The organism is Micromonospora sp. NPDC092111 (assembly GCF_044755745.1).
Lineage (GTDB): Bacteria > Actinomycetota > Actinomycetes > Mycobacteriales > Micromonosporaceae > Micromonospora.
Genome location: NZ_JBIVRQ010000007.1, coordinates 330,874 through 353,334, shown reverse-complemented (window position 1 = coordinate 353,334; position 22,461 = coordinate 330,874). Strand labels below are relative to the sequence as shown.

Annotated in this window: 21 protein-coding genes and 1 pseudogene; 6 read left to right on the top strand and 16 right to left on the bottom strand. The window is 74.8% G+C overall.

What is annotated here, in order from left to right:
- Positions 1-104: 104 nt before the first annotated feature.
- Positions 105-743, top strand: coding sequence for a 4'-phosphopantetheinyl transferase (locus tag ACIQG9_RS17450; protein WP_400403199.1), 639 nt, complete (start codon positions 105-107; stop codon positions 741-743).
- A 19-nt stretch (positions 744-762) separates the two neighbouring features.
- The gene (locus ACIQG9_RS17445; RefSeq protein ID WP_400403197.1) at positions 763-1,602 is read left to right on the top strand and encodes a metallophosphoesterase family protein; all 840 of its coding nucleotides are present in this window, start codon (positions 763-765) and stop codon (positions 1,600-1,602) included.
- Between the two features lie 3 nt (positions 1,603-1,605).
- Here ACIQG9_RS17445 and ACIQG9_RS17440 read toward each other — a convergent pair whose 3' ends face one another.
- On the bottom strand, positions 1,606-2,991 hold the full coding sequence (locus ACIQG9_RS17440) for an acyl-CoA synthetase (protein WP_400403238.1): 1,386 nt from the start codon (positions 2,989-2,991) through the stop codon (positions 1,606-1,608).
- Between the two features lie 250 nt (positions 2,992-3,241).
- Between ACIQG9_RS17440 and ACIQG9_RS17435 the strand changes: the two genes are divergently transcribed.
- Positions 3,242-3,655 (top strand): VOC family protein, encoded by a 414-nt coding sequence (locus ACIQG9_RS17435; protein ID WP_400403195.1) that lies wholly within the window; start codon positions 3,242-3,244, stop codon positions 3,653-3,655.
- 34 nt (positions 3,656-3,689) lie between these two features.
- Here the strand turns inward: ACIQG9_RS17435 and ACIQG9_RS17430 are convergent, their stop codons facing one another.
- Together ACIQG9_RS17430 and ACIQG9_RS17425 are read right to left on the bottom strand one after the other, a co-directional pair.
- Entirely contained in the window at positions 3,690-4,460 is a 771-nt protein-coding gene (locus ACIQG9_RS17430; RefSeq protein WP_400403192.1) for a hypothetical protein, read from the bottom strand.
- 138 nt (positions 4,461-4,598) lie between these two features.
- Positions 4,599-5,114, bottom strand: coding sequence for a 2'-5' RNA ligase family protein (locus ACIQG9_RS17425; protein ID WP_400403190.1), 516 nt, complete (start codon positions 5,112-5,114; stop codon positions 4,599-4,601).
- 83 nt (positions 5,115-5,197) lie between these two features.
- Between ACIQG9_RS17425 and ACIQG9_RS17420 the strand changes: the two genes are divergently transcribed.
- Positions 5,198-5,704 (top strand): DUF664 domain-containing protein, encoded by a 507-nt coding sequence (locus ACIQG9_RS17420; protein ID WP_400403187.1) that lies wholly within the window; start codon positions 5,198-5,200, stop codon positions 5,702-5,704.
- A 70-nt stretch (positions 5,705-5,774) separates the two neighbouring features.
- On the opposite strand, the gene ACIQG9_RS17415 is transcribed toward ACIQG9_RS17420, so the two are convergent.
- From ACIQG9_RS17415 to ACIQG9_RS17385, 7 genes and pseudogenes are all read right to left on the bottom strand, one after another.
- Entirely contained in the window at positions 5,775-6,050 is a 276-nt protein-coding gene (locus ACIQG9_RS17415; protein ID WP_400403185.1) for a hypothetical protein, read from the bottom strand.
- Positions 6,051-6,178: 128 nt separating this feature from the next.
- Positions 6,179-6,685, bottom strand: a complete 507-nt coding sequence (locus ACIQG9_RS17410) for a DinB family protein (RefSeq protein ID WP_400403183.1) — start codon at positions 6,683-6,685, stop codon at positions 6,179-6,181.
- 164 nt (positions 6,686-6,849) lie between these two features.
- Positions 6,850-7,236, bottom strand: coding sequence for a hypothetical protein (locus ACIQG9_RS17405; RefSeq protein WP_400403181.1), 387 nt, complete (start codon positions 7,234-7,236; stop codon positions 6,850-6,852).
- Positions 7,237-7,378: 142 nt separating this feature from the next.
- Positions 7,379-8,005 carry a hypothetical protein gene (locus ACIQG9_RS17400; RefSeq protein ID WP_400403178.1) on the bottom strand — a complete coding sequence of 209 codons (627 nt, stop codon included), beginning with the start codon at positions 8,003-8,005 and terminating at the stop codon, positions 7,379-7,381.
- Positions 8,006-8,251: 246 nt separating this feature from the next.
- Positions 8,252-9,115: an alpha/beta fold hydrolase gene (locus tag ACIQG9_RS17395; protein ID WP_400403176.1), complete on the bottom strand. Its 864-nt coding sequence runs from the start codon at positions 9,113-9,115 to the stop codon at positions 8,252-8,254.
- A 198-nt stretch (positions 9,116-9,313) separates the two neighbouring features.
- Positions 9,314-9,526 (bottom strand): annotated as a pseudogene (locus tag ACIQG9_RS17390) (glycosyltransferase); the annotation flags it as partial.
- 90 nt (positions 9,527-9,616) lie between these two features.
- Entirely contained in the window at positions 9,617-10,873 is a 1,257-nt protein-coding gene (locus tag ACIQG9_RS17385; protein ID WP_400403173.1) for a hypothetical protein, read from the bottom strand.
- 324 nt (positions 10,874-11,197) lie between these two features.
- Between ACIQG9_RS17385 and ACIQG9_RS17380 the strand changes: the two genes are divergently transcribed.
- Positions 11,198-13,255: a type IIA DNA topoisomerase subunit B gene (locus tag ACIQG9_RS17380; protein ID WP_400403170.1), complete on the top strand. Its 2,058-nt coding sequence runs from the start codon at positions 11,198-11,200 to the stop codon at positions 13,253-13,255.
- Positions 13,256-13,293: 38 nt separating this feature from the next.
- The gene (locus tag ACIQG9_RS17375; RefSeq protein ID WP_400403167.1) at positions 13,294-15,783 is read left to right on the top strand and encodes a DNA topoisomerase (ATP-hydrolyzing) subunit A; all 2,490 of its coding nucleotides are present in this window, start codon (positions 13,294-13,296) and stop codon (positions 15,781-15,783) included.
- Positions 15,784-15,837: 54 nt separating this feature from the next.
- Here the strand turns inward: ACIQG9_RS17375 and ACIQG9_RS17370 are convergent, their stop codons facing one another.
- From ACIQG9_RS17370 to ACIQG9_RS17345, 6 genes are all read right to left on the bottom strand, one after another.
- The gene (locus tag ACIQG9_RS17370) at positions 15,838-17,175 is read right to left on the bottom strand and encodes a uracil-xanthine permease family protein (RefSeq protein ID WP_400403165.1); all 1,338 of its coding nucleotides are present in this window, start codon (positions 17,173-17,175) and stop codon (positions 15,838-15,840) included.
- An 81-nt stretch (positions 17,176-17,256) separates the two neighbouring features.
- Positions 17,257-17,889, bottom strand: a complete 633-nt coding sequence (locus ACIQG9_RS17365; protein WP_400403162.1) for an alpha-ketoglutarate-dependent dioxygenase AlkB — start codon at positions 17,887-17,889, stop codon at positions 17,257-17,259.
- Between the two features lie 13 nt (positions 17,890-17,902).
- A complete protein-coding gene (locus ACIQG9_RS17360; RefSeq protein WP_400403236.1) occupies positions 17,903-19,066 on the bottom strand; it encodes a PseG/SpsG family protein in 1,164 nt (387 codons plus the stop codon).
- On the bottom strand, positions 19,063-19,794 hold the full coding sequence (locus tag ACIQG9_RS17355; protein WP_400403160.1) for a cytidylyltransferase domain-containing protein: 732 nt from the start codon (positions 19,792-19,794) through the stop codon (positions 19,063-19,065). Before ACIQG9_RS17355 ends, ACIQG9_RS17360 begins: the two co-directional genes overlap by 4 nt.
- On the bottom strand, positions 19,791-21,614 hold the full coding sequence (locus tag ACIQG9_RS17350; protein WP_400403158.1) for a class I SAM-dependent methyltransferase: 1,824 nt from the start codon (positions 21,612-21,614) through the stop codon (positions 19,791-19,793). The genes ACIQG9_RS17355 and ACIQG9_RS17350 overlap by 4 nt, the downstream gene beginning before the upstream one ends.
- Entirely contained in the window at positions 21,611-22,447 is an 837-nt protein-coding gene (locus ACIQG9_RS17345; protein ID WP_400403156.1) for a hypothetical protein, read from the bottom strand. Before ACIQG9_RS17345 ends, ACIQG9_RS17350 begins: the two co-directional genes overlap by 4 nt.
- Positions 22,448-22,461 lie beyond the last annotated feature (14 nt).

Here is a 22,461-nt window from a genome sequence, read left to right as displayed (position 1 = left end):
CAAGAACAAGTAGCCACCGCCAAAGCCACCACCACCGACACCCCCGAACAACAACTCACCAACCTCCTCACCAACGGCGACACCTGGACGATCCGGCCCGCCGCATGATCGAGCAGCTCACGCCGCCGGGGGCCGCCGCCGTCGAGGCGTTCGACGACACCGACACCGAACCGCTGCACCCCGAGGAAGCCGCCCTGGTGGCCCGCGCCGTGGAGAAGCGCCGGCGGGAGTTCACCACCGCCCGCACCTGCGCCCGCCGCGCCCTGCGCGCCCTCGGCGTGCCACCCGGTCCCATCCTCACCGGCGACCGCGGCGCGCCCGTCTGGCCGCCCGGGGTGGTCGGCAGCCTCACCCACTGCGCCGGCTACCGGGCGGCCGTCGTCGCCCGCCAGCAGGACGTCCGGACCATCGGGATCGACGCCGAACCCGACGGCCCGCTCCCGGACGGCGTCCTCGCCGCGATCGCCCTGCCCGACGAGCAGGCCATGGTCCACCGGCTGACCGCCGACGCCCCCGGCCCCCACTGGGACCGGCTGCTGTTCAGCGCCAAGGAGGCCCTCTACAAGGCGTGGTACCCGACCACCGGCGTCTTCCTCGGCTTCGACGAGGCCCGGGTCACCGTCCACCCCGCCACGCACACCTTCACCGCCCGCGTCCTCGTCCCGGGTGGTGGGCGGGACTTCGACGGCCGCTACCGCCACGCGGCGGGCCTCACCCTGACCGTCGTCGCCGTACCGCACTGAACGAGGGGAACCAGATCGCATGAACCCCGGCATCTATGCCGTCAGCGACCTGCACGTCGCGTACCCGGAGAACCGGAAGATCGTGGAGAGCCTGTGGCCCCGGACGGCCGGTGACTGGCTGATCGTCGCCGGCGACGTCGCCGAACTCTTCGCCGACGTCTCCTGGGCGCTGAAGCTGCTCAGCGAACGGTTCGGCAAGGTCATCTGGGCGCCCGGCAACCACGAGCTGTGGACCCACTCCCAGGACCCGGTCCGGCTCCGCGGCGAGGCCCGCTACCAGGCCATCGTCCGGTTGTGCCGGGACCTCGGCGTGACCACCCCCGAGGACGACTACCCGGTGTGGACCGGCGTCGGCGGGCCGCTGCTGGTGGCGCCGCTGTTCGTCGGCTACGACTACTCGTTCCGCGAACCCGGCGTCACCAGCAAGGAACAGGCGCTGGCCCGCGCCCACGCCGTCGGTGTCGTCTGCGCGGACGAGGTGTTCCTGCACCCCGACCCGTACCCGAGCCGGGACGCCTGGTGCCGGGCCCGGGTGGCGCTGACCGAGACCCGGCTCGCCGCCTGCGACCCGGCCGTGCCGACGGTCCTCGTCAACCACTACCCGCTGGTCCGCACGCCCACCGACATCCTGCGCTATCCCGAGTTCGCCCAGTGGTGCGGCACCGAACTCACCGCCGACTGGCACCGCCGCTTCCACGCCGCCACGGTGATCTACGGCCACCTGCACATCCCCCGGGTCACCTGGCACGACGGGGTGCGCTTCGAGGAGGTGTCCGTCGGCTACCCCCGGGAGTGGCGTCCGCGCGGCCGACCCGACTCGTGGCTGCGCCCGGTGCTGCCCGCGCCCGCGCCGGTCTGACCCTCACCCCTCGACGAGGCGCTTCTTCTGCACCTTGCCCAACGCGTTGCGCGGCAGCGCGTCGACCAGCCGGACCTCGCGGGGTCGCTTGTGCACCGACAACTGCCGGGCCACGAAGTCGACCAGCTCCGGCCCGGTCACCCCGTCGGCCACCACGTACGCGGTGACCTGCTGTCCGAGGTCCGGGTGCGGTAGGCCCACCACCGCCGCCTCCCGTACCCCGGGGTGGGCCAGCAGCGCCTCCTCCACCTCACCCGCCCCGATCCGGTAGCCGCCGCTCTTGATCAGGTCGGTGCTCGCCCGGCCGACGATCCGGTGCCAGCCGTCCGGGCCGACGGTGGCGACGTCGCCGGTGCGGAACCAGCCGTCGGCGCTGCGGCCCGCCGCGTCCGCGTCCGGCCGGTTCAGGTAGCCGTCGAACAGGGTCGGGCCGTCGACCAGCAACTCACCCATCGCCGTCCCGTCGGCCGGCAGGTCCCGGCCCTGCTCGTCGACGATCCGGGTGCGTACGCCCGGCAGCGGCACGCCGACCGTGCCCGGCCGGCGCGGGCCGTCCGCCCGGGCGCTCACCGTGATCAGGGTTTCCGTCATGCCGTACCGCTCGACGACCCGGTGCCCGGTCAGCGCGGCCAGGCCGTCGAAGACCGCCGTGGGCAGCGCGGCGCTGCCGGAGACCAGCAGCCGGGCCGGGCGCAGCGCCCGGGCGGCGGCCGGCGCCGCGCCGATCCGCGACCAGACCGTCGGTACGCCGAAGTAGAGCGTCCCACCGGCCGCCGCGTACCGCTCCGGGTGCGGGCGGCCGACGTGGTGCAGCCGGCTGCCGACCCGCAGCGGACCGAGCACGCCGAGCACCAGGCCGTGCACGTGGAACAGCGGCAGGCCGTGCACCAGCAGGTCGTCCGGCGTCCAGTCCCAGGCGTCGGCCAGCCCGTCCAGGCAGGTGGCGATCGCCCCCCGGGAGATCAGCGCCCCCTTCGGCGCGCCGGTGGTCCCGCTGGTGTAGAGGATCAGGGCGGTCCGGTCCGGTCCGGGCTCCGGATGGTCGGTGGCCGACACCCGCCGCAGATCGACCGGGACGACCGGCAGGTTGCCCCCGCCGGGCGGCCCGCCCGCCGGGGCCAGCAGGGCCCCCACCGCCGAGTCGCGCAGGATGTGCTCCCGCTCCCGGGGGCCGGCGTCCGGCGGCACCGGCACCACCGCCGTGCCGGCGAGCAGCGCGCCCACCACGCCGACCACCGTCTCCAGCGTCGGCGTGGTCTCCACCGCGACCCGGTCGAGGCCGCGCAGGTCGTCGGCGACCGCGGCGGCCGTCTCCCGCAGCCGGGACCGGGAGACCGACCGGTCACCCACCCGGACCGCGTCCGGACGGTCGTCGCTCGACGATGACATCGCGGCCAGCAGCGACACGGTCCACGCCTCCCTGGTCGATCGGCACGGGCGCGCGGGACGGCCCCGGTGCCGCCGACGCTAGTGCGCGGGCCGGCCGGTCACCACCCCTAGCCGCCGGGCCGGTCCGACGCCGCCGCTGGCCACCGGCCCGGCACCGCGCCCGGCCGGGCCGGTACGCGGGGTTCCGGGCGCGGCTCAGGGGTCGGTTAAGGGTGCCGGGGCGGTGGCCGGCGGCCTACCGTCGGTCCAGGTGGATCCGTCGCCGGTCGACGGGGAAGGCGGCATCGACGTGATGAGTTCCGAGCACCCGCCGGACGCGCCACACCTCACGGTCGTCGACGCGTCCGACGCCATCGCGTTCTACACCCGCGTCTTCGGTGCCGTCCCGCACCGGCAGGAGTGCCTGCCCGACGGTCGGGTGCTCGCCGCTGAACTCGTCGTCGACGGCCACCGCTTCACGGTCAGCGAGTGGTCCGACCCGCTCGCGCCGGCCGTCCGGCTGCCGGTGCTGACCGTCGAGTCCGCCGACCCCAGCGCCGTGCTGCAACGGGCCGTCGCGGCCGGGGCCCGGATCACCTCGGCCAACGGCACGCCCCGCGAGGTGCTGCTGCGCGATCCGGCGGGCCGTAGCTGGGGCATCACCCGGCCCGAACGACCCGCCTGACGGGTCGGCCCCAGCGGCCCGCCCCGGGCGCGGGTCAGCCGGGCGGGACGTCGAGCAACCGGCGGACGGCGTCGCCGATCACCGGGTCCACCGGGAAGCGGGCCGCCAGCCAGTCCAGCACCACCCGGGCCGCCGCCCGGTTGCCCCGGTAGCCCGGCACCATCGCGGCCAGCGGCAGGACCTCCGGCGGGTACGCCCGCTCCACCCGCCGGCTCGGGTCGAACGGGTCCCGCCGGTGCGCCCCGACCGGCTCGGTGAGCCGGAGCAGGTCGATCACCCGGTCGACCGCGTACGACTGCACGAACCGGGACGCGGTGAGCTGTTCGCCGCGCAGCTCCCGGTGCAGGCCGACGTAGAGGTTGGTCAGCGCCTCGTTGAGGTGGAACTCCACCGTGTCGTACGGCGGGCCGGGCGGCGGTGGACCGCACTCGGCCAGTCCCGCCGGGGCGTCGGCGTGCTGCCAGACCACCCGGGCACCGGTGAACGGCAGGCGGGCCAGCTCGTCGACGGTGAAGACGGCGTACTCGACGAAGACGCCGTCGGCGTAGAGCGCCTTGCGGCCGTTACGGTCGTTGGCGAAGCTGTACGCCACCGGGCAGACGGCGGCGAGCCAGTCGACCGAGTCGAGGTAGCCCGGCTTCGCGCCGTCCGCCACCACGACGAAGAAGTCGAGGTCGGAGTGGGCGTCGAGCCGGTCGTGGTCGACGCCGGCCGAGCCGACGCCGAGCAGCGCCACGGCGTCGCCGCGGGTGGCCAGGTGGGCGGCGAGATCGTCGAGCCGACGCAGCATGGGGTGCACGGGCACATCGCCCCTTCGGGGAAGAGTCGACGTTTCTGCCCGTACGGCCCAGCGCCGCCGGGGTCGCGACACCGGTCCCGGCGATTCTCACCGGCCACCGCCGCCGGGGCAAGCCCGCCCGGGTGACCCGACCGGCCGGACCGGTCAGGGGAGCGGGCGGCAGATGTCCCGGGCGTGGTCGACGACGGCCGCGCCGACCACCGTCGCCTCCAGCGGCAGCACCTCCAGGCAGCGCCGGACCGCCGCGGCCATCAGGGTGTTCGATACTCGCATGGAGAGCGTGCAGTGCGGCACCCACCGCCCCGGCCGGTAGTGCTCGGCCAGCTCCACCCCGGCCCCGGCCAGCCGGTCGTGCACCAGGGCGTGGTGGGCGAGCAGGTCCGCGGTCGGGGTGACACCGAGCCAGAGGACCCGGCCCACGAACTGGCCGGCGTGCTGGAAACCCAGCCGCAGCGGGGCGGCCACCACCGTGCCGGTCAGCGCCTCGGCCACCCGGTCCGGGTCCAGGCGGGGTGCCACGGCCAGCGAGACGTGCGGCCGGTGCCGCTGCGCCAGCAGGGAGCGCAGGCTCTGCACGCCCTCCGCCTCCAGCGCGTCCCACAGCGCCCGGATGCGCCGGGTGGCGTCGGTGTCCAGGTACAACTCCAGCGCCGCGACCACGCGATCACCCTAGAGTGCGGGTTTGCCGGCCCCCGACGGCGGTACCTGAACAGCGTCCGCCGTCGCCCGCGAAGGAGTACGCCGTGAACGTCGCCGACCTGCTGACCGAGACCTACGACCGACTGCCCGGCCTGGTGCGCGCCGCGGTGGACGGGCTCAGCCCCGAGGAACTGCGCCGGCCGCCCGGCCCGGCCGCCAATCCGGTCGGCTGGCTGGTCTGGCATCTCACCCGGATCCAGGACCGGCACGTCGCCGACCTGCTCGGCGTCGCGCAGGTGTGGGTGACCGGCGACCGGGCGGCCCGGTTCGGGCTCTCCGCCGACCCGGACGACACCGGCTACGGCCACACCCCGGACCAGATCGTCGCCGTCCGTCCGGAGAGCGCCGAGGCGCTGGTCGACTACTACCAGGCGGTGGCGGAGCGTACCCGGGCATTCCTGGCCGGGCTCGAACCGGCGGACCTGGACCGGGTGGTCGACGCGGACTGGGAGCCGCCGGTGACCCTCGGTGTCCGGTTGGTCAGCGTCGCCGAGGACGATCTTCAGCACGTCGGTCAGGCCGCCTACGTCCGGGGACTGATCCGGTCCTGACCCGCCAGACGCCGACGCCGCAGCATCATCGGGGCAAGCTACCAGCCCTGACCGCGTCATCCACCCCACGCTAACCGGGACCGTCGCTAGGGCTCGGCGGCTGCGCGCCGGGCGGGTGCGGAACGGCGGGGCCGGGCGGGTTCGTGGCGGCGGGGCCGGGCGGACCGGCCCGTACGGCGTGGAACGCCTGCACCGCCGCGCGTTCCCCGGGCAGCTCGCCGGGGTGCGGTGCGGTGCGGACCGCCGTGAGGAGCGCGACGAGCGGTCCCGGGCCGTCCGGCGGGTCGACGACCGGCCCGCTGAGCAGCCGTTCGACCGTCTCCCGGTCCAGGCCATGTGCGTCCATCTCGTGTCCCTGAGCGTCAGTCGCCGATGGGACGTCACACGAGCCGCGGTCGGGTGGCCCCGGTCACACCAGCTCAGCGGGGGTGACCGGGAAGCCGGTCGGAGCCGCCTCCGCCCCGGTCAGCCCGGTCAGCCCATCGTCTTCTGCCCGTCGATCGTCTCGCGGATGATGTCGGCGTGGCCGGTGTGCTGCGCGGTCTCGGCGACGATGTGCAGCACCACCTGGCGCACCGACCAGCTCGCGCCCGGCTCGAACCAGGGCGCGGCCGGCAGCGGGTGGCTCGCGTCCAGGTCGAGGGCACCGACCAGCTCGTCGGTGTGGGCGGCGACCTCGTCGTACCGGGCGAGCAGGCCGGCCAGGGTGTCACCCCCGGACATCCGGAACACGTCGGCCCAGTCGACCGCCTCGCTCTGCATCGCCTCGGCGCCCCCGACCGCGAACCGCGCCCACCGCTGCTCGACCACGGCCAGGTGCTTGACCAGGCCGCCCAGGCACAGCTCACTGACCGTGCTGCGGGTCGCCGCCTGCTCGTCGGTCAGCCCGCGCACGGTGTGCCGCAGGAAGCCGCGCTGCCGGCCGAGGATCCGTAGCAGGTCGGCCCGCTCGCCGGTGGGCACCCGCTCCGAAGTCGCCATCCCGTCCGCCTTCCGTCGCCGCCGTCGTCCAGGCACACGCTAGGACCGACCCCCGACAACTTCCGGGAGGTCACCCGGCCGCCAACGGTGGCCGATCCGGCCGTGGCCGACCGGCGCTGGTCCGATGCGCGGCCACGGCGCTGACCGGCGTCCGCCCGCCCGGATCACTCCCGGCTGATGCCCTCCGGGTGCATCCCGGTCGCCTCCTCCACGGCGTTGTCCGGCAGGTCGCCGCCCGCCGTGTCGTTCGGGAAGGATCGCCGGGCCGGTGCCGGGTCCGGCGGGGCACCCGGGCCGGCCGGCATCGTCGGGGTGGGCTCGACCGGGCCGAAGCCGTGCCGGCCCGCCGGCGGGGAGTCCTGGGCCGGTGCGCCGGCCCGACGCTCACCCCGCCGGCCCTCCGGCACGGCCGTCTCCTCGCTGCCCTCGTCCATCGGGTCGTCGGCACCCGCGCCCCACGGCGGGTCCGCGTCGAAGCCGTCCGTGGTGCCCCAGGGGGCGGCGGACTGCGGCCCGCGCCCGGTGTCGTTCGGTCGATCGTTCGCCGTCATCGCCACCTCACTGCTCGTCGTCCGGCGGGCACGGGTCACCCCGCGACTGCGCGCCGTCCTGCCCCGGCGACCCGCCGGGGCGGGGCCGGCCGTCGACACCGCGACGGCCGGCCCCGTACCGGCCGGTCCCGCACCGTGGCCGTCAGCCGGCCATCGCCATCCGGCGCCGGGCGGCACCCATCGAGGCCAGCCTGCCCATCGACTTCGGCGTGCTCATCAGCCCGCCGGCGCGCCCCAGCAGGCCGCGGAACACCTGACCGGGCTTCTGCTGCTCGCCCATGTACGCGGTCACCACCACCAGCGCCCCGGTCAGCGCCGGGATCGTCCACTGGAGCACCTTCATCTGCCGCTGCCGGGCCGCCACATCCGCGGGTGTCTGGAAGTTGGGCTCGGTGATCCCGGAGACCGGCGGATTGCCGGCCTTCTGCAGCTTCATGCCGACCAGCCGGCTGTACCCGGTGACCGCGAGCGCGCCGACGGTGAGCGCCGTCTTCACCGCGCTCATCCTGCCCACCCCCGCCTGCGCCATCATCCGTGGGCTCTCGCTGGCCAGTTCGCCGACCGCGCCGGCCAGGTGGGCGCCGATCGCCGCCGCGTTGACCGGGGTCCACCGGGACCACCCGGCCGAGGCCACGGTGAGCCGCTGCGTCGAGTCGCTGATCTGTGCCGCCGCTCCGTTCACGCCGAGCGCCCCCATCAGGGAGCCACCGAACCAGGCTGCCAGGCCCAGGTCGTGCATCGAGCGCAGTGCGGTGTGCCGTTCGGACATCTGATCCCCCTCCACCGTGTTCGGGCGCAGCGGCATACCCACGGTTCGCGCGGCTACGCACGCGGCCCGGACGGCCCGTCGCCGCAGGCGAGCGGACGGCCCCTCGCCGGAGGCGACCGCAGGAGTCGTCGGCGCACCTGGCGGCGGGGGACAACCGGCCGCATCCGCCGCCCCGGTCCGACCGGGTGCCCGGTCGTCCCGGCACGGGTCCGCCGGACCGCTTTCCTGGACCGGGCGCGTCGGAGGTCAGCGGCGCGGCAGGCCCGCCGCGAAGTCGGCCACCCGCCGGGCCAGCGGCACCCCGGCCCGGACCCAGGCGAAGTGGTCCAGCGGGGCGCCCGCCTCGGCCACTGTGTAGCGGTCCCGGGTGACCGGGGCGGCGGTGAGCTTGGCGCAGAGGTGGTCGAGCGTGCCGTGCGGGGTGTACTGGTCGTCGTCGACGCTGACCGCGAGCACCGGGGTGGCCAGCCTGCCCACGGCGGCCTCGGCGTCCACCCCGTCCAGGGTCGGGAAACGACCCGTGCGGGCGGTGTACGCCCAGTCCCGGATCACCCCGTGGGCCTGCCGCCCGCCGAACCCCCAGCCCGGCCAGACCCCGAGCGCCCCGGCGACCGCCGCGATCCCCTGGGTGTACGGCAGCACGCCGTACCCCCGTGCGCCGGGGTAGCTGCGCCAGTAGGGCACGCCGACCGCCAGCAGGGCGAGCCCGTCCACCGCGTCGGCGCCGTGCAGGGCCAGGTGCAGCAGCGCCACCTGCCCGCCGAGGGAGTGCCCGAGCAGCAGCCTCGGACGGCCGTCGAGCCGGGGCTTCAGCGCGGCGAGGACCGCGCCGACGTCGCCGGCCAGCTCGGCGTAGCCGTACCGGCAGGCGCGCGACGGCGGGGGAGTGCTGGCGCCGGTGCCGCGCAGGTCGGCGACGACCACGGTCAGGCCGGCGGCGCGCAGCGCGGTGGCGAACGGGCGGTAGTAGCGGGCGCGGACCCCCATCGCCGGCCAGATCACCACCACCGGCGCACCGGGCGGCCCGTCGGGCTCGGGGTACACCTGGATGCCGAGCCGTGCCCCGTCGACGTCGACGAACTCCTGCGTGTACTCCGCGTTCCCGCTCACCGGTCCACCCTACGACGACAACCTACCGACGGGTAACGTCGGGGGCGTCTCCCACCGCCCCGGCGCGGATGCCGTCCCGGTGCGGGCGACGCCGCCGGTCAGGCCGGCACCGGGGCGACGCGTCCGACACCGGCGACCGCCGCGTAGACCGCGCCGAGCTGCTCGGCGCAGCGCGGCCAGGAGTACCGGCTGCGGATCCACCGGCACGCCGCAGGCCATCGCCTCCAGCGAGGTGCGCCCGAACGGCTCGTACCAGGGGGCGGCGACCAGCAGGTCGGCCGAGCGGTACCAGGCGGCCAACTCCGCCCGGGGCACCGCGCCGACCAGTCGCACCCGGTCGGCGACCCCGCCGGACTCGGCGAGCGCGGTCAGCCGACGGGCGAAGCCGTCCGCCGGCAGCAGCTCGGCGGGATCATCGACTTGCCGGGCCGGGGCCCACCGTCGGCCGGCACCGGCACCGGTCGGGGTGCGCGCACCCGCGTCACCCCCGACCGGCGTGCCTCAACCGACGGTGACGGTGCCGTCCGGGGACCGTACGCAGGCCACCGAACGGGCGGTGGTGGCCGCCGCGCCGGTCAGGCACCGGCCGAGGACCTGGTGTCCGGCGGCACTCGGGTGCCAGGACTCCTGACAGGTCTGGAAGTAGTTTCCGCAGGTGTTCGCGATCCGCTGGATGTCCAGCTTGTCGTAGCCGGAGAGGCTGGTGACGAAGACGCCGGTGGTGCCGTCCTGGAGCCGGATCGGGGTGGCCAGCGCGTTGCCGGGGCTGCCCGGCGACTCGCAGAGCCGGGCGCCGTCGAAGGCCCGTTGCACGTTGAGGTAGACCAGGTCGGCGGCGGGGAACTCGGCGGCCAGGGTGCCGCGCACCGAGCTGACCAGCGTGCCGAGGCCCTGCGAGAAGCGCTGGCCGGGGGCGAGGCTGGCCCGGTGGATGGGGCAGCCCGCGGCGTACCGCTCGGCGCCCAGCGCGCGGAACTTGTCCCGGGTGTCGTCCCGGCTGTCCTCGTCCCAGTAGGTCGAGGCCAGCTCCGGCGGCAGCGGGTTGGTGTAGTCCTGGAACACGACGCGGTGCTGGCCGTCGGCGTCGATCTGGTCGAGCGTGGTCAGGAGCTGCCGTACCGCCGCCGTGGTCTCCGCCGTCGCGGCGTTGAACTGGGCGGCGGTGGCCAGGTCGGCGTCGGAGCAGGGCGCCTGCTCGACCGGCCCGCCCAGGTACGCCCAGAACTCCCACCAGCCGGTCCAGGCGTCGGCGATGAACCGGTTCGCGCACTTCTCCGCGACGCTGCCGAAGGTGAAGGAGCTGTTGTTCGACCCGAGGCCGACCAGCACCAGGTCGATGTCGTGGGTCTGCCCGACCGCGCGGAGCTGGTCGAGTTGGGCGGCGACCTGCCGGCCCTTGGTCCGGCTGGCCGAGGCGTTGGCGATGTCGTAGGGCTGGCCGCCGGAGCAGGCGAGGTTGAACCGGGCGGCGATCCCCGGCAGCTCCGCGCGGAACAGCGAGGCGTTCGGCGACCGGTGGCAGAAGTAGGCGTTGTTGTTCGGCGCCGACCAGCCGGGGAAGGGCTGGGCCACGCCGTTGAGGTCGGTCACCGGCGCGTACCCGCCGGCACCCTCGCCGCTGATGAAGCTGTCCCCGAGGGCGACCGCGGCGGTGGGCAGCGCGGCGGCGGCCGGGGCGGGCGGTCCGACGGCGACCGGCAGGGCGGCCGCGGCGACGGTGAGCACCGCCGCGAGGGCGGTACGACGGAACCTGGACATGACGTCCCCCATCTGTCCATGGAAATGTGAAAGATCCTCCGAGGTCGCGATCAGATCACCTCGGCTAGATGGACGTCAATGCCTTGTAACATGATCGTTGAACCTCGGAAACCTCCGCGCCGGGGTCCCGTGTCCGGTCGGGAAGACCCCGGCGGGCTGCGGCGTTGCTGTCTGGTGGCTCACGACCGTCGCCCTGGACGCGGCGGTTCGCGCGGGGCTGCACGCCGCTGTCGGGGCGTCCGGCTAGGCTCGCTGCGGCGCGCCGCGCGTGGAGATCGAGACGGTGAGCGGCACCACACCGCCGAGACCGGGGAGTACGACCAGTTGACCGCACAGCCTGAGACCCTCTACGGGGCCGACGACCTCACCCACCTGGAGGGCCTGGACGCCGTTCGCAAGCGTCCCGGCATGTACATCGGCTCCACCGACAGCCGTGGCGTGGGTCACCTCGTCAACGAGATCCTCGACAACTCCACCGACGAGGGTGTCGGCGGTCACGCCACCACCGTCGAGGTGATCCTGCACGCCGACGGCTCGGTGCAGGTCGACGACGACGGCCGGGGCATCCCCACCGACATGCACGCCAAGTCCGGCATCTCCGGGGTCGAGCTGGTGCTCACCCGGCTGCACGCCGGCGGCAAGTTCGGCGGCTCCGGCTACAAGACCTCCGGCGGCCTGCACGGCGTCGGCGCGTCGGCGGTCAACGCGCTGTCCCGCCGGTTCGACGTCACCGTCCGGCGCGGCGGCAAGGTCCACGCGATGTCGTTTCGGCACGGCGTACCCGGGATCTTCGACGGCGACGGCCCGGACGCCCGCTTCACCCCCGGCCCCGGTCTCCAGATCGTCGGGGCGATGAAGCGCGGCCAGCGCACCGGCACCTCGATCCGCTACTGGCACGACGTCCGCTACTTCGAGACCGGCGCGACGCTCGACGTCCAGGCCGTCCGGATGAAGCTGCGCAATACCGCCTTCCTGGTGCCCGGGGTCGACTACCGGCTGCGCGACGCCACCGGCGAGGAGCCGACCGAGGAGCGGTTCCACTTTCCCAACGGGCTCACCGACATGGTGGACTTCCTCGCCCCCGCCGGGGACCGACCGGTCTCCGGCACCCTGCTGGTCACCGGCGAGGGGACCTACCGGGAGAACGCCGCCGACGCCAACGGGGTGATGCAGTCCAACGTGCAGCGCCGGGCCGAGGTCGAGGTGGCCTTCCGCTGGGGCACCGGCTACGAGCGCACCGTCGAGTGCTTCACCAACACCATCCGCAACGCGCACGGCGGCACCCACCGCAGGGGCTTCGAGCGGGCGCTGACCCGGACCCTGGCCGACGCCGTGCGCAACACCCGTGGCCTGCTCAAGGCCAAGGAGGACCCGCCCACCCTGGACGACGTCCTGGAGGGCATGACGGCGGTGGTGCACGTCCGCATCCCCGAGCCGCAGTTCACCTCGCAGACCAAGGACGAGCTCTCCACCGCCGGCATCACCAAGGTGCTCCAGACCCTGGTCGAGCAGCACGTCAAGGCGTGGCTGGAGGACCGGCGCAGCAAGGCCGAGGCGCGCACCGTCCTCCAGAAGATCGTCGACGCGGCCCGGGTCCGGCTGACCCAGAAGCAGCAGAAGGACGCCGCCCGGCGCAAGACCGCGCTGGAGGGCGCGTCGATGCCGGCCAAGCTGGTCGACTGCCGCGCGGCGGGCATCGACCGCAGCGAGCTGTTCATCGTGGAGGGCGACAGCGCCCTCGGGACGGGTCGACTTGCCCGGTCCGCCGAATATCAGGCACTTCTTCCGATTCGCGGCAAGATCCTCAACGTCCAGAAGGCGAACCTCCAGCAGGTGCTGGACAACGTCGAGTGCGCCGCGATCGTGCAGGTCCTCGGCGCCGGCTCCGGTCGCACCTTCGACCTGTCCGCGCTGCGGTACGGCCGTGTGCTGATCATGGCGGATGCCGACGTGGACGGCGCGCACATCCGTACCCTGCTGATCACGCTCTTCGCCCGCTACATGCGGCCACTGATCGAGGCCGGTCGGCTCTTCGCCGCGATGCCGCCCCTGCACAAGATCACCACCAGGGGGCGCAACCCGCAGACCGTCTACACCTACACCCAGGCGGAGATGGAGGCGACGGTCCGCAAGCTGGAGAAGGCCGGCAAGCAGATCGTCACCCCGATCCCCCGGTTCAAGGGTCTCGGGGAGATGGACGCCGACGAACTGTGGGAGACCACCATGAACCCGGCCACCCGGGCCGTCCGCCGGATCACCCTCGACGACGTCGACGCCGCCGAGCGGATCCTCGAACTGCTGATGGGCGAGAAGGTCGAGCCCCGCCGCAACTGGCTGATCGACTCCTCGGACCGGGTCGACCGCGAGGCGATCGACGCATGAGCACCGTGGCCACCGCTGACCGGGAAGAGAGCTGAACGATGGCACGCCGTAGGGACGACCGCGCCAAGGCGGACCTGTCCGCCTTCGACCAGGCCGGCGCGCGGGTCTTCGACAACCCGCTGGTCACCGAGGTCTCCGACTCCTACCTGGAGTACGCCTTCTCGGTCATCCACTCCCGCGCCCTGCCCGACGCCCGGGACGGCCTCAAGCCGGTGCACCGGCGCATCCTGTGGTCGATGCACGAGCAGGGCCACCGCCCCGACCGGGGGCACGTGAAGTCGGCCCGGATCGTCGGCGACGTGATGGGCAAGTACCACCCGCACGGCGACACCGCGATCTACGACGCGATGGTCCGGCTCGCCCAGGACTTCTCGCTGAACGCGCCGCTGATCGACGGACACGGCAACTTCGGCTCCCCGGACGACGGCCCGGCCGCCGCCCGCTACACCGAGGCCCGGCTCTCCCGGGAGGCGATGCTGCTGGTCGGCGAGTTGGGCGAGGACACCGTCGACGTCGAGCCCAACTACGACGGCTCGCTGACCCAGCCGACGGTGCTGCCCGCCGCCTTCCCCAACCTGCTGGTCAACGGTGCGTCCGGGATCGCGGTCGGGATGGCCACCAACATGATCCCGCACAACCTCGGCGAGGTGGTCACCGCCGCCCGCTGGCTGATCAACCACCCGGACGCCGACCTCGACAAGCTGATGACGTACGTCCCCGGCCCCGACCTGCCGACCGGCGGTCTGCTGCTTGGCCTGGACGAGGTGCGCCGGGCGTACGAGACCGGGCGGGGCGTGGTGCGGATGCGCGGCCGGGTGGAGATCGGCCCGCTGGAGGGCAGCCGGGGCCGGCAGGCGATCACCGTCGTCGAGTTGCCGTACGGGGTGGGCGCGGAGAAGGTCATCGCGGCGATCACCAACGAGGTGACGAAGACCAAACGGCTCACCGGCATCGCCGACGTCAAGGACCTCACCGACCGGGAGAACGGCACCCGGCTGGTCATCGAGTGCAAGGTCGGGGTCAACCCGCAGGCGCTGCTGGCCGATCTCTACCGGCTCACCCCGTTGGAGCAGTCCTTCGGCATCAACAACCTGGTGCTGGTCGACGGCCAGCCGCGCACCCTCGGGCTGAAGGCGTTGCTGGAGGTCTTCCTGGCCCACCGCTACGAGGTGGTCACCCGGCGCAGCGCCTACCGCCGGCGCCGGCGGGAGGAACGGCTGCACCTGGTCGACGGCCTGCTGATCGCCCTGCTCGACATCGACAAGGTGGTCCGGCTGATCCGGGCCAGCGAGGACGCCCAGGCCGCCAAGGACGGCCTGATCCGGACGTTCAAGCTCTCCGAGATCCAGGCGACCTACATCCTGGACACCCCGCTGCGCCGGCTCACGAAGTACGACCGGATCGAGCTGGAGGCCGAGCAGGAGAAGCTGCGCGGGGAGATCGCCGAGCTGTCGAAGATCCTCGACGACGTCAAGGTGCTCAGGAAGGTCGTCTCCGACGAGCTGGCCGCCGTGGTGAAGCAGTTCGGCGGGCCGCGCCGGACCACCCTGGTCGACGGTGACCTCAAGGAGGTGCTGGCCGCGTCCGCGCCGGCCGGTCCGCTGGAGGTGGCCGACGACCCGTGCCAGGTGATCCTCTCCGCGACCGGGCTGGTCGCCCGGACCGCGGCCGAGTCGGAGGAGGCGTCCGAGGGGCGTCGGCGCAACGGCCGGGTCAAGCACGACACGGTACGCGCGGTCGCGCACACCACCGCCCGAGGCCGGGTGCTCCTGGTGACCAGCGCCGGCCGGGCCTTCAAGGTCGACGTGTTGCCGTTGCCGGTGCTGCCCGAGCAGGCCGGCACGGTGTCGCTGCGCGGGGGGATGGCCGCCGCCGAGCTGGTGCCGCTGGAGTCGGGGGAGACGGTGGTCGGCCTGGCCCCGCTCGGCGCGACCGGGCAGGACTCACCGGGGTTGGCGCTCGGCACCCGGCACGGCGTGGTCAAGGTCTGCGCGCCGGAGTGGCCGGTCCGCTCGGACGAGTTCGAGGTGATCTCGCTGCGGGCGGGCGACGAGGTGATCGGGGCGACCTGGCTCACCGACGGCACCGAGACGCTGGCCTTCGTCAGCAGCGAGGCGGCGCTGTTGCGGTTCGCCGCGACGGTCGTCCGCCCGCAGGGTCCCAAGGGCGGTGGGATGGCCGGCATCAACCTGCCGGCCGGCGCGCGGGCGGTCTTCTTCGGTGCGGTCCGCCCCGACGACCCGGGGCACGGGGAGTCGATGGTGGTCACCTCGACCGGCGCGACGGTCAAGGTGACGCCGTTCGGGTCGTACCCGGCGAAGGGGCGGGCGACCGGCGGGGTGCGCGCGCAGCGGTTCCTCAAGGGTGAGACGGACCTGGTGGTGGCGTGGATCGGCCCCCGGCCGGTCGGCGCGACCGCGACCGGCGACCCGGTGGAGCTGCCGCCGGCCGATCCGCGCCGCGACGGCTCCGGCTTCGCCGTGATGCTCGGCCCCACCGTCGTCGGTCACCTCATCGAACGCGACTGACCCGCCCACCTCGGGCCCGGTGTCACCGGACGCCGGGCCCGGGGCGCGGGCGGGTCAGAGTTCGGGTTCGGGGGCCTGGGCGGCGTTCGGGGTGGTGCCGCGCAGCCGGGCCACCAGCCGCATGGTGTGGTAGACGACCAGGGCGGCGGCGGTGCCGAGGGCGATGCCGTTGAACGACAGGTCGTCGGCGGTCAGGGTGTAGTTGGCCGCGCCGACGATCACCGGGACGGCGGCGGTCATCAGGTTCACCGGGTCGTGGAAGTCGACCCGGTTCTCGATCCAGATCCGCGCGCCGAGGACGGCGATCAGGCCGTAGAGCGCGGTGGTGGCCCCGCCCAGCACGCCGGCCGGCACGGTGAGGATGAGCGCGCCGAACTTCGGGCTCAACCCGAGCAGCACCGCCGCCAGCCCGGCCACCCAGTACGCGGCGGTGGAGTAGACCCGGGTCGCCGCCATCACGCCGATGTTCTCCGCGTAGGTGGTGGTGCCGGAGCCGCCGCCGGAGCCGGCCAGCACGGTGGCCAGGCCGTCGCCGAGGAACGCCCGGCCCATGTCCTTGTCGAGGTTGCGGCCGGTCATCGCGGCGACCGCCTTGACGTGCCCGGCGTTCTCCGCGATCAGCACCAGGATCACCGGGATGACCAGCACCACCGCCCGGATGCTGAAGCTGGGCGGGTGGAACTGCGGCAGCCCCACCCAGGCGGCGTCGCGCAGCCCGCCGACCGACTTCGGGTCCAGGTGGCCGAGGAGCGCGGCGAGCACCCAGCCCACCACCACGCCGAGCAGGATGGACAGCCGGGCCAGGAAGCCCCGGAAGGCGACCGTGGCGAGCAGGATCGCGGCCAGGGTGACCAGCGCGATCAGCGGTTGGGCCCGGACGCCGGTGCCGCTGCCCCCGCCGTCCCAGGCCACCGGGGCGAGGTTCAGGCCGATCAGCGCGACGATCGCGCCGGTCACCACCGGGGGCATCAGCGCGTCGATCCAGCGTGCCCCGGCGAGCTGCACCACCAGCCCGACCAGGGCCAGGGCGACGCCGGCCACCACGATCCCGCCGAGCGCCGGGCCGATGTCGCCGCCGGCCTTGGCCGCCAGGACCGGTGCGATGAAGGCGAACGACGAGCCCAGGTACGACGGCAGCCGGTTGCCGGTGACCAGCAGGAACAGCAGGGTGCCGAGGCCGGAGAAGAAGAGCGTGGTGGCCGGCGGGAAGCCGGTGATCAGCGGCACCGTGAAGGTGGCCCCGAACATCGCCACCACGTGCTGCACACCGACCCCGACCGTACGCGGCCAGGAGAGCCGTTCGCCGGGGTGCACCACGTCGCCCGGGGTGACCGAGCGGCCGTCGCCGTGCACCGTCCACGGGGACCGGCGGGAGGTGGGGGACTGGGTCATCGGGTGCCCTCCGCGTCATCGCCTGACGGGGACGTGACCGACCCTGGGAGTTGTTTCTAGCACGCCACACCCGGACGGGGGTCAGGCGACGCCGGTGGGACGGAACTGGACGCTGACCCGGGGGCCGACCGGGCGGGTGGTCTTGGGGACGGCGTGCTCCCAGGTGCGCTGGCAGGAGCCGCCCATCACCACCAGGTCACCGTGCCCGAGGGGGAACCGCAACGGGTCGCCGCCGCCACGGGGCCGCAGCAGCAGGGGGCGGGGGGAGCCGAAGGACACGATCGCCACCATGGTGTCGGTGTGCGCGGAGCGGCCGAGGGTGTCGCCGTGCCAGGCGACGCTGTCCCGCCCGTCGCGGTAGAGGCACATGCCGGCGGTGACGAACGGCTCGCCCAGCTCGGCCGCGTAGTGGCGGGTCAGCGACGCGCGGGCGTCGGCGAGCAGCGGGTGCGGCAGTGGACGGCCGTCGCCGTACCAGCAGAGCAGGCGGGGGACGTCGACCTCGGTGTCGTACATGGTGCGGCGCTCGGCCCGCCAGGGCACCTCGGCGAGCAGGGTGTCGAGGACCGCGTCGGAGCCGCGCACCCAGCCGGGCAGGTGGTCCACCCAGGCGCCCCGGGTGAGCCGGTGCCGGCGCAGCCCGGTCAGCGGGGCCAGCGCCGGGCCGGCGTCGGCGAGGTCGAGCATCGACGGCTGGTAGGCGGCCTGCGTCATGCCGCCCACCCTATCAGGGATTTAGTACACGCGTACGATCGCCGATCAGGGTGAGGACGGCGTCCGCCACCCGGGCCCGGCCGTGCCCGTCGACGGTGGCCCAGGCCCGCGCGGCGAGCCCGGCCCGTCGGTGCGGGGAGGCGAGCAGCGTGCGCAGGGTCCGGGCGGCGCCCGCCCGGGCCGACCGGCCGGCCAGCCCCGGCGCGACCAGCTCCGACAGTTCGCCCAGCCCGGCGGCGAGCCCGTGGGCCACCACCCGCCGGTACGACTCGCGCTGGTTGTCCACCACGCAGACCAGCGCGGCCGGCACCCCCAGGCAGCACAGTTCCCAGGTGGAGGTGCCGGCGGCGCTGACCACCAGGTCGGCCGCGTCGATCAGCGCGGGCAGCGTGTCGGTCGGCGGGACGAGGCGCAGCGACTGCCCCCGTCCCGGGTTCAGCTCCGCCAGCTCGGCCTCGATCTCCGGCCGGGCGACGACCACGGTCAGGTCCATCGGGTGGCCGGTGGCCAGCAGCACCCGGGTCAGCACCGGGGCCGCGCCGACCGCGTCGGTGCCGCCGAAGAAGGCCAGCACCCGGGGCCGGCCGGTCGGCGTGGCCACTCTCGGGGCGGCCGGCCGGGCGGTGATCACCGAATCCCGCAGCAGCGCGTACCGGGTGCCGGCGAGCAGCCGTCCACCGCCCGCGTCGAGGGACCCGCCCGGATCCCCGGAACCCGCCGGGTGCTCCGCGCCGACCGGGCCGGGAGCCGGCCCGCCGTCGACCGTCGGAGTGTCCGCGCCGAAGTTCTGGTCCAGGTGCAGGTCGGCGTCCTGGCCCCGGGTGTCGCCGTCGACGATGGCGAGGGTGACCACGCCGGCCGCCCGCAGCGCGCCCGCCCCGGCCGGGTCCAGCTCGTACGAGTCGAGCACCAGCGCGTCCAGCCGGTGCCGGCGGGCCGCCTCGACCAGCCCGTCCGGGGTGTCCGGGCCGGGGTGCAGCGGGATACCCCGGGCGGCGAGCTGCCCGGCGGCCCAGCCGACCTGCTCGACCGTGCCGAACAGCTCGACCCGGGCGCCCCGGGCCAGGAACTCCTCGCCGAGGGCCAGGCAGCGGACCAGGTGGCCGACGCCGCGTCGGGGGCCGGCGTCGCAGCGCAGCCCGATCCGGGGCGCGTCGCCGGCGGGTGGCGGGTTCAGGACTCCTCCAGCCGCTTCTGGCGTACCGAGGAGTTGAGGGCGCGCAGCCCGGCCTGGCCGTCCAGCCAGTCGGCGAGCTTGGCCAGCGGCACGCTGACGTCACCGAAGTGGTCGACGACCGCGCTGACCAGCGCCCAGTCCGGTTCGGTGTCGAGGGTGAGCCGCAGCGCCGACCGGTCCGGGGTGAGGGTCACCCCGAGCACCCGGAACAGCTCCGGGTGGGTGTACGCGTACGAGGTGACGTGCACCCGGTGGTGGTCGGTGGCGAGCCGGTCCAGGGTGCGCAGCGCGTCCGCCCGGATGATCTCCACGTCCAGCCCCCGGGGCAGGGTACGGGCGATCGAGGTGCTGGCGTAGTCGAGCCCCGGCACCGCCCGGTACACCGATGCGACCAGCGTGACGATCTCCGGGTCGAGCAGCGGGCAGTCGGCGGTGAACCGCATCACCGCCTCGCCGGGGTGGGCGTCGAGCGCGCCCACGAACCGGCTCAGCACGTCGTCGACCGGGCCCCGGTGGGCGGGCACGCCCAGCCGGTCGCACTCGGCCACCACCGCGTCGTCGACCGGGTCGGTGCTGGTGGCGACGACCAGGTCGGCGAGGACGCCGCTGTCCTGGGCGGCCCGCACCACCCGGCCGAGCACGCTGCGCCCGGCCAGCGGGCGGAGCACCTTGCCGGGCAGCCGGGACGACCCCATCCGGGCCTGGACGACGCCGACGATCCGGGTCACTGCTGCTCCTCCTGCTTCGGGGTCAACGCCTCACGGGCCCGGCGCTTGGCCGCCCGGGCACCGCGCTTCGCCAGCCGGGCGGGGGTGATGGCCAGCCGGCCGACCCGGTAGCTGAGCGAGCCGCTGAGCAGGTTGATCGTCGCGTCGGCACGGCGCAGCGCGCGTTCCCGCGAGGTGAGCAGCTCCTCGGTCCACTTCAGCAGCGCGGCGAGCCGGGTCAGCTCCTCCCGCTGGCGTACCCACGCCTCGCGCAGGCTCTGGTAGCTGCGTGGCCCGGCGGGCGGGTCGGTCGGGGCGACCGCGCGCAGTTCGGTGGCGAGGGCGACCCGGCCCTCGGCGTCCAGCCCACGCAGCGCGGCGCTGACCGCCGCCTCGGCCTCGACCGCCGCGCCGACGGTGGCCCGGTCCAGGTCGTGCCCGGCGACGCCGCCGAGCACCACGGTCAGCCCGGCGACGTCCAGGGTGGACGGCCACGGGTGGGCGTACCCGCCGGTGAGCAGGGCGGCGGCGAACCGCCACAACCCGCGGGCCAGCGCCACCTCGACGGTGAGCGGCTCGGCGGCCTGCCAGCTCGGATCGAGCACCGCGAAGGCGTCGCCGTCGACCACCACGTTGTCGGTGTCGGCCAGCGCCGCCGCGCCGGTGAGCCGCCCGTCCGGGCCGGCCTGCCCCGCGAGCCAACCGGCGTAGCCGCGCAGCAGCCCGCGCAGGGCGTCCAGGTCGCGGCGGAGACAGCCGTCCAGCAGCAGGGTGCGCAGCAGCCGGCCCGGGGGGACCGGCCCGGCGAGGGCGTCCGGATCCCGGTAGGCGGCTTCCCGGCTCGCGAAGGGCGCCGGCCGGGGCCGGGCGGACGCGCCGGTGGTGCCGGCCCAGCGCCAGCCGTCCAGCCCGTCGCGCACCTCGGCCACGCCCACCCCGGGCGGCCCGGTCTGCACGAGCACCACCGGCAGCGGTCCCGTCGGATCGGCGTCGTCCACCGGCCGGAGGCCGTCGGCCCCGGTCCGGCGGGCCAGCACCAGCCAGCCGGGGGCCAGCGCCGCGCCGAGGCCGGCGTGCAGCGCGTCCACCGCCAGCCGGGCCGGGTCCTGGAGCACCGTCGTACCGGCGAAGCCACCCGCGCAGGCGCCGTGCAGCACCGCGTCGAGCAGCCCCGAGGTGGGCGACCGGTCCAGCGCGTCGGTGCTGACCAGCGCCGTCGCGGCGGCCGGATCGGGGTACGCGGCGTAGCAGGTGCCGGCCGTCAGTCCCGCCTCGGCGAGCCGGTCGCGCAGCCGGTCCGGGTTGGCCGGGCGGGCGGCGTCCAGCACCCCGCCGATCGTCCAGGCCGCGTCGGCGCGGTCGGCGTACCACGGGTCGGTGGCGACCAGGCGGGTCACGCCGAGCGGGTTGTCCAGCCGCAGCAGCAGCGTGCCGCCGGGGCGCAGGGCGGCGGCCAACCGGTCCAGCACCCCGGTCCAGCCCAGCCGGACGCCCTCCACCGACTCGACGGCGTCCAGTCCGGCGCCGGCCACCACCACGTCGAAGGTGTCGTCCGGGTCGAGCCCGGCCGGCCCGCCGACGACCACCCGGGCGCCCCGGTCGGCCAGCGTCACCGCGTCGGGGTGGCTGCGCAGCAGGCAGGTCACCTCGGCGTGGGCGAGCCGGTCCAGCAGCGCCGGGTCGTGCGGGCCGGCCAGCAGGACCCGTGCCCCGGCCGGTACGACCCGGGCGGCCAGCGCGCCCAGCGGCCCGCCGTCGGCCAGCCGCTGCGCGGGCAGGTCGGACCAGGCCAGCATCTCCCCGCCGGGCAGTGCGACGCTGGGGGCGGTTCCAGTGGTCAACTCGTTCCTCCTGCGGGGTGCGCCCAGCCGAGCAGCTCGCGCAGCTCGGCCGGCGTACAGCGGTGGTCGGTGCCCAGTTCGGCACGGGCGATCCCGACGGCGGTCGGCAGGTGCACCGACTCGCCGTGCAGCTCCGGCCACTGGCGCCGGATCCGGGCGGTGCCGCCGAAGGTGGGATCCTCCTTGGACAGGATCATCGGGTCGCCGTAGACGGCGGGTTCGCAGCCGGCGGCGATGCCGTAGAAGATCGCGCTGGTCAGCCGGTTGGACGCCACCCGGGCGTGCCGGCGCAGCTCGGTGAGCTGCTTGTCCAGGAAGAGCGGGTCGGTGTCCTTCCACCAGTGGCCCCGGTAGCCGTGGCAGATCACCCGGAACCCGGCGTTCTCGTAGAGCCGCCGCACCCGGCGCATCCCGTACTCGTGCCAGTAGAGGCAGACGGTGACCGGGCCGGGCTCGGTGTCCCGGATCCGGGCGATCAGCTCCTTGTGGTCGCCCTTGACGTGCTGGCCCTCCCAGCCGTGGAAGGGGTACCAGATGGTGCCCTCCCGCTCGGTCTCCGGCGGGTCGTCGGCGCGCAGGTCGAGCAGGTAGGCGAAGGGCGCGCCGGTGACCACCACGTTGCGCCGACCCACCGACCAGGCCCGCCGCCGGGTCTGCTCGGACCAGAGCAGGCTGGGGGTGCGTTCGGCGTACGGGTGGCCGGGGGCCAGGCCGTCGCCGATGTTCCAGCCGTGCTGGACGTACCCGTTGATCCGGGGCGGGTGGCCGTCGCCCAGCCCGCAGTAGCGGGCCAGCACGTGGGCGTGCCCGTAGAAGTGGTTCGCGTGGTGCATCGGTTACCCCCGGG

Excerpts from the sequence above, each read along its gene's own strand:
- ACIQG9_RS17450 (WP_400403199.1), top strand. The coding sequence starts at position 105 with ATGATCGAGCAGCTCACGCCGCCGGGGGCCGCCGCCGTCGAGGCGTTC.
- ACIQG9_RS17445 (WP_400403197.1), top strand. The coding sequence starts at position 763 with ATGAACCCCGGCATCTATGCCGTCAGCGACCTGCACGTCGCGTACCCG.
- ACIQG9_RS17440 (WP_400403238.1), bottom strand. The coding sequence starts at position 2,991 with ATGTCATCGTCGAGCGACGACCGTCCGGACGCGGTCCGGGTGGGTGAC.
- ACIQG9_RS17415 (WP_400403185.1), bottom strand. The coding sequence starts at position 6,050 with ATGGACGCACATGGCCTGGACCGGGAGACGGTCGAACGGCTGCTCAGC.
- ACIQG9_RS17410 (WP_400403183.1), bottom strand. The coding sequence starts at position 6,685 with ATGGCGACTTCGGAGCGGGTGCCCACCGGCGAGCGGGCCGACCTGCTA.
- ACIQG9_RS17405 (WP_400403181.1), bottom strand. The coding sequence starts at position 7,236 with ATGACGGCGAACGATCGACCGAACGACACCGGGCGCGGGCCGCAGTCC.
- ACIQG9_RS17400 (WP_400403178.1), bottom strand. The coding sequence starts at position 8,005 with ATGTCCGAACGGCACACCGCACTGCGCTCGATGCACGACCTGGGCCTG.
- ACIQG9_RS17385 (WP_400403173.1), bottom strand. The coding sequence starts at position 10,873 with ATGTCCAGGTTCCGTCGTACCGCCCTCGCGGCGGTGCTCACCGTCGCC.
- ACIQG9_RS17375 (WP_400403167.1), top strand. The coding sequence starts at position 13,294 with ATGGCACGCCGTAGGGACGACCGCGCCAAGGCGGACCTGTCCGCCTTC.
- ACIQG9_RS17370 (WP_400403165.1), bottom strand. The coding sequence starts at position 17,175 with ATGACCCAGTCCCCCACCTCCCGCCGGTCCCCGTGGACGGTGCACGGC.
- ACIQG9_RS17365 (WP_400403162.1), bottom strand. The coding sequence starts at position 17,889 with ATGACGCAGGCCGCCTACCAGCCGTCGATGCTCGACCTCGCCGACGCC.
- ACIQG9_RS17345 (WP_400403156.1), bottom strand. The coding sequence starts at position 22,447 with ATGCACCACGCGAACCACTTCTACGGGCACGCCCACGTGCTGGCCCGC.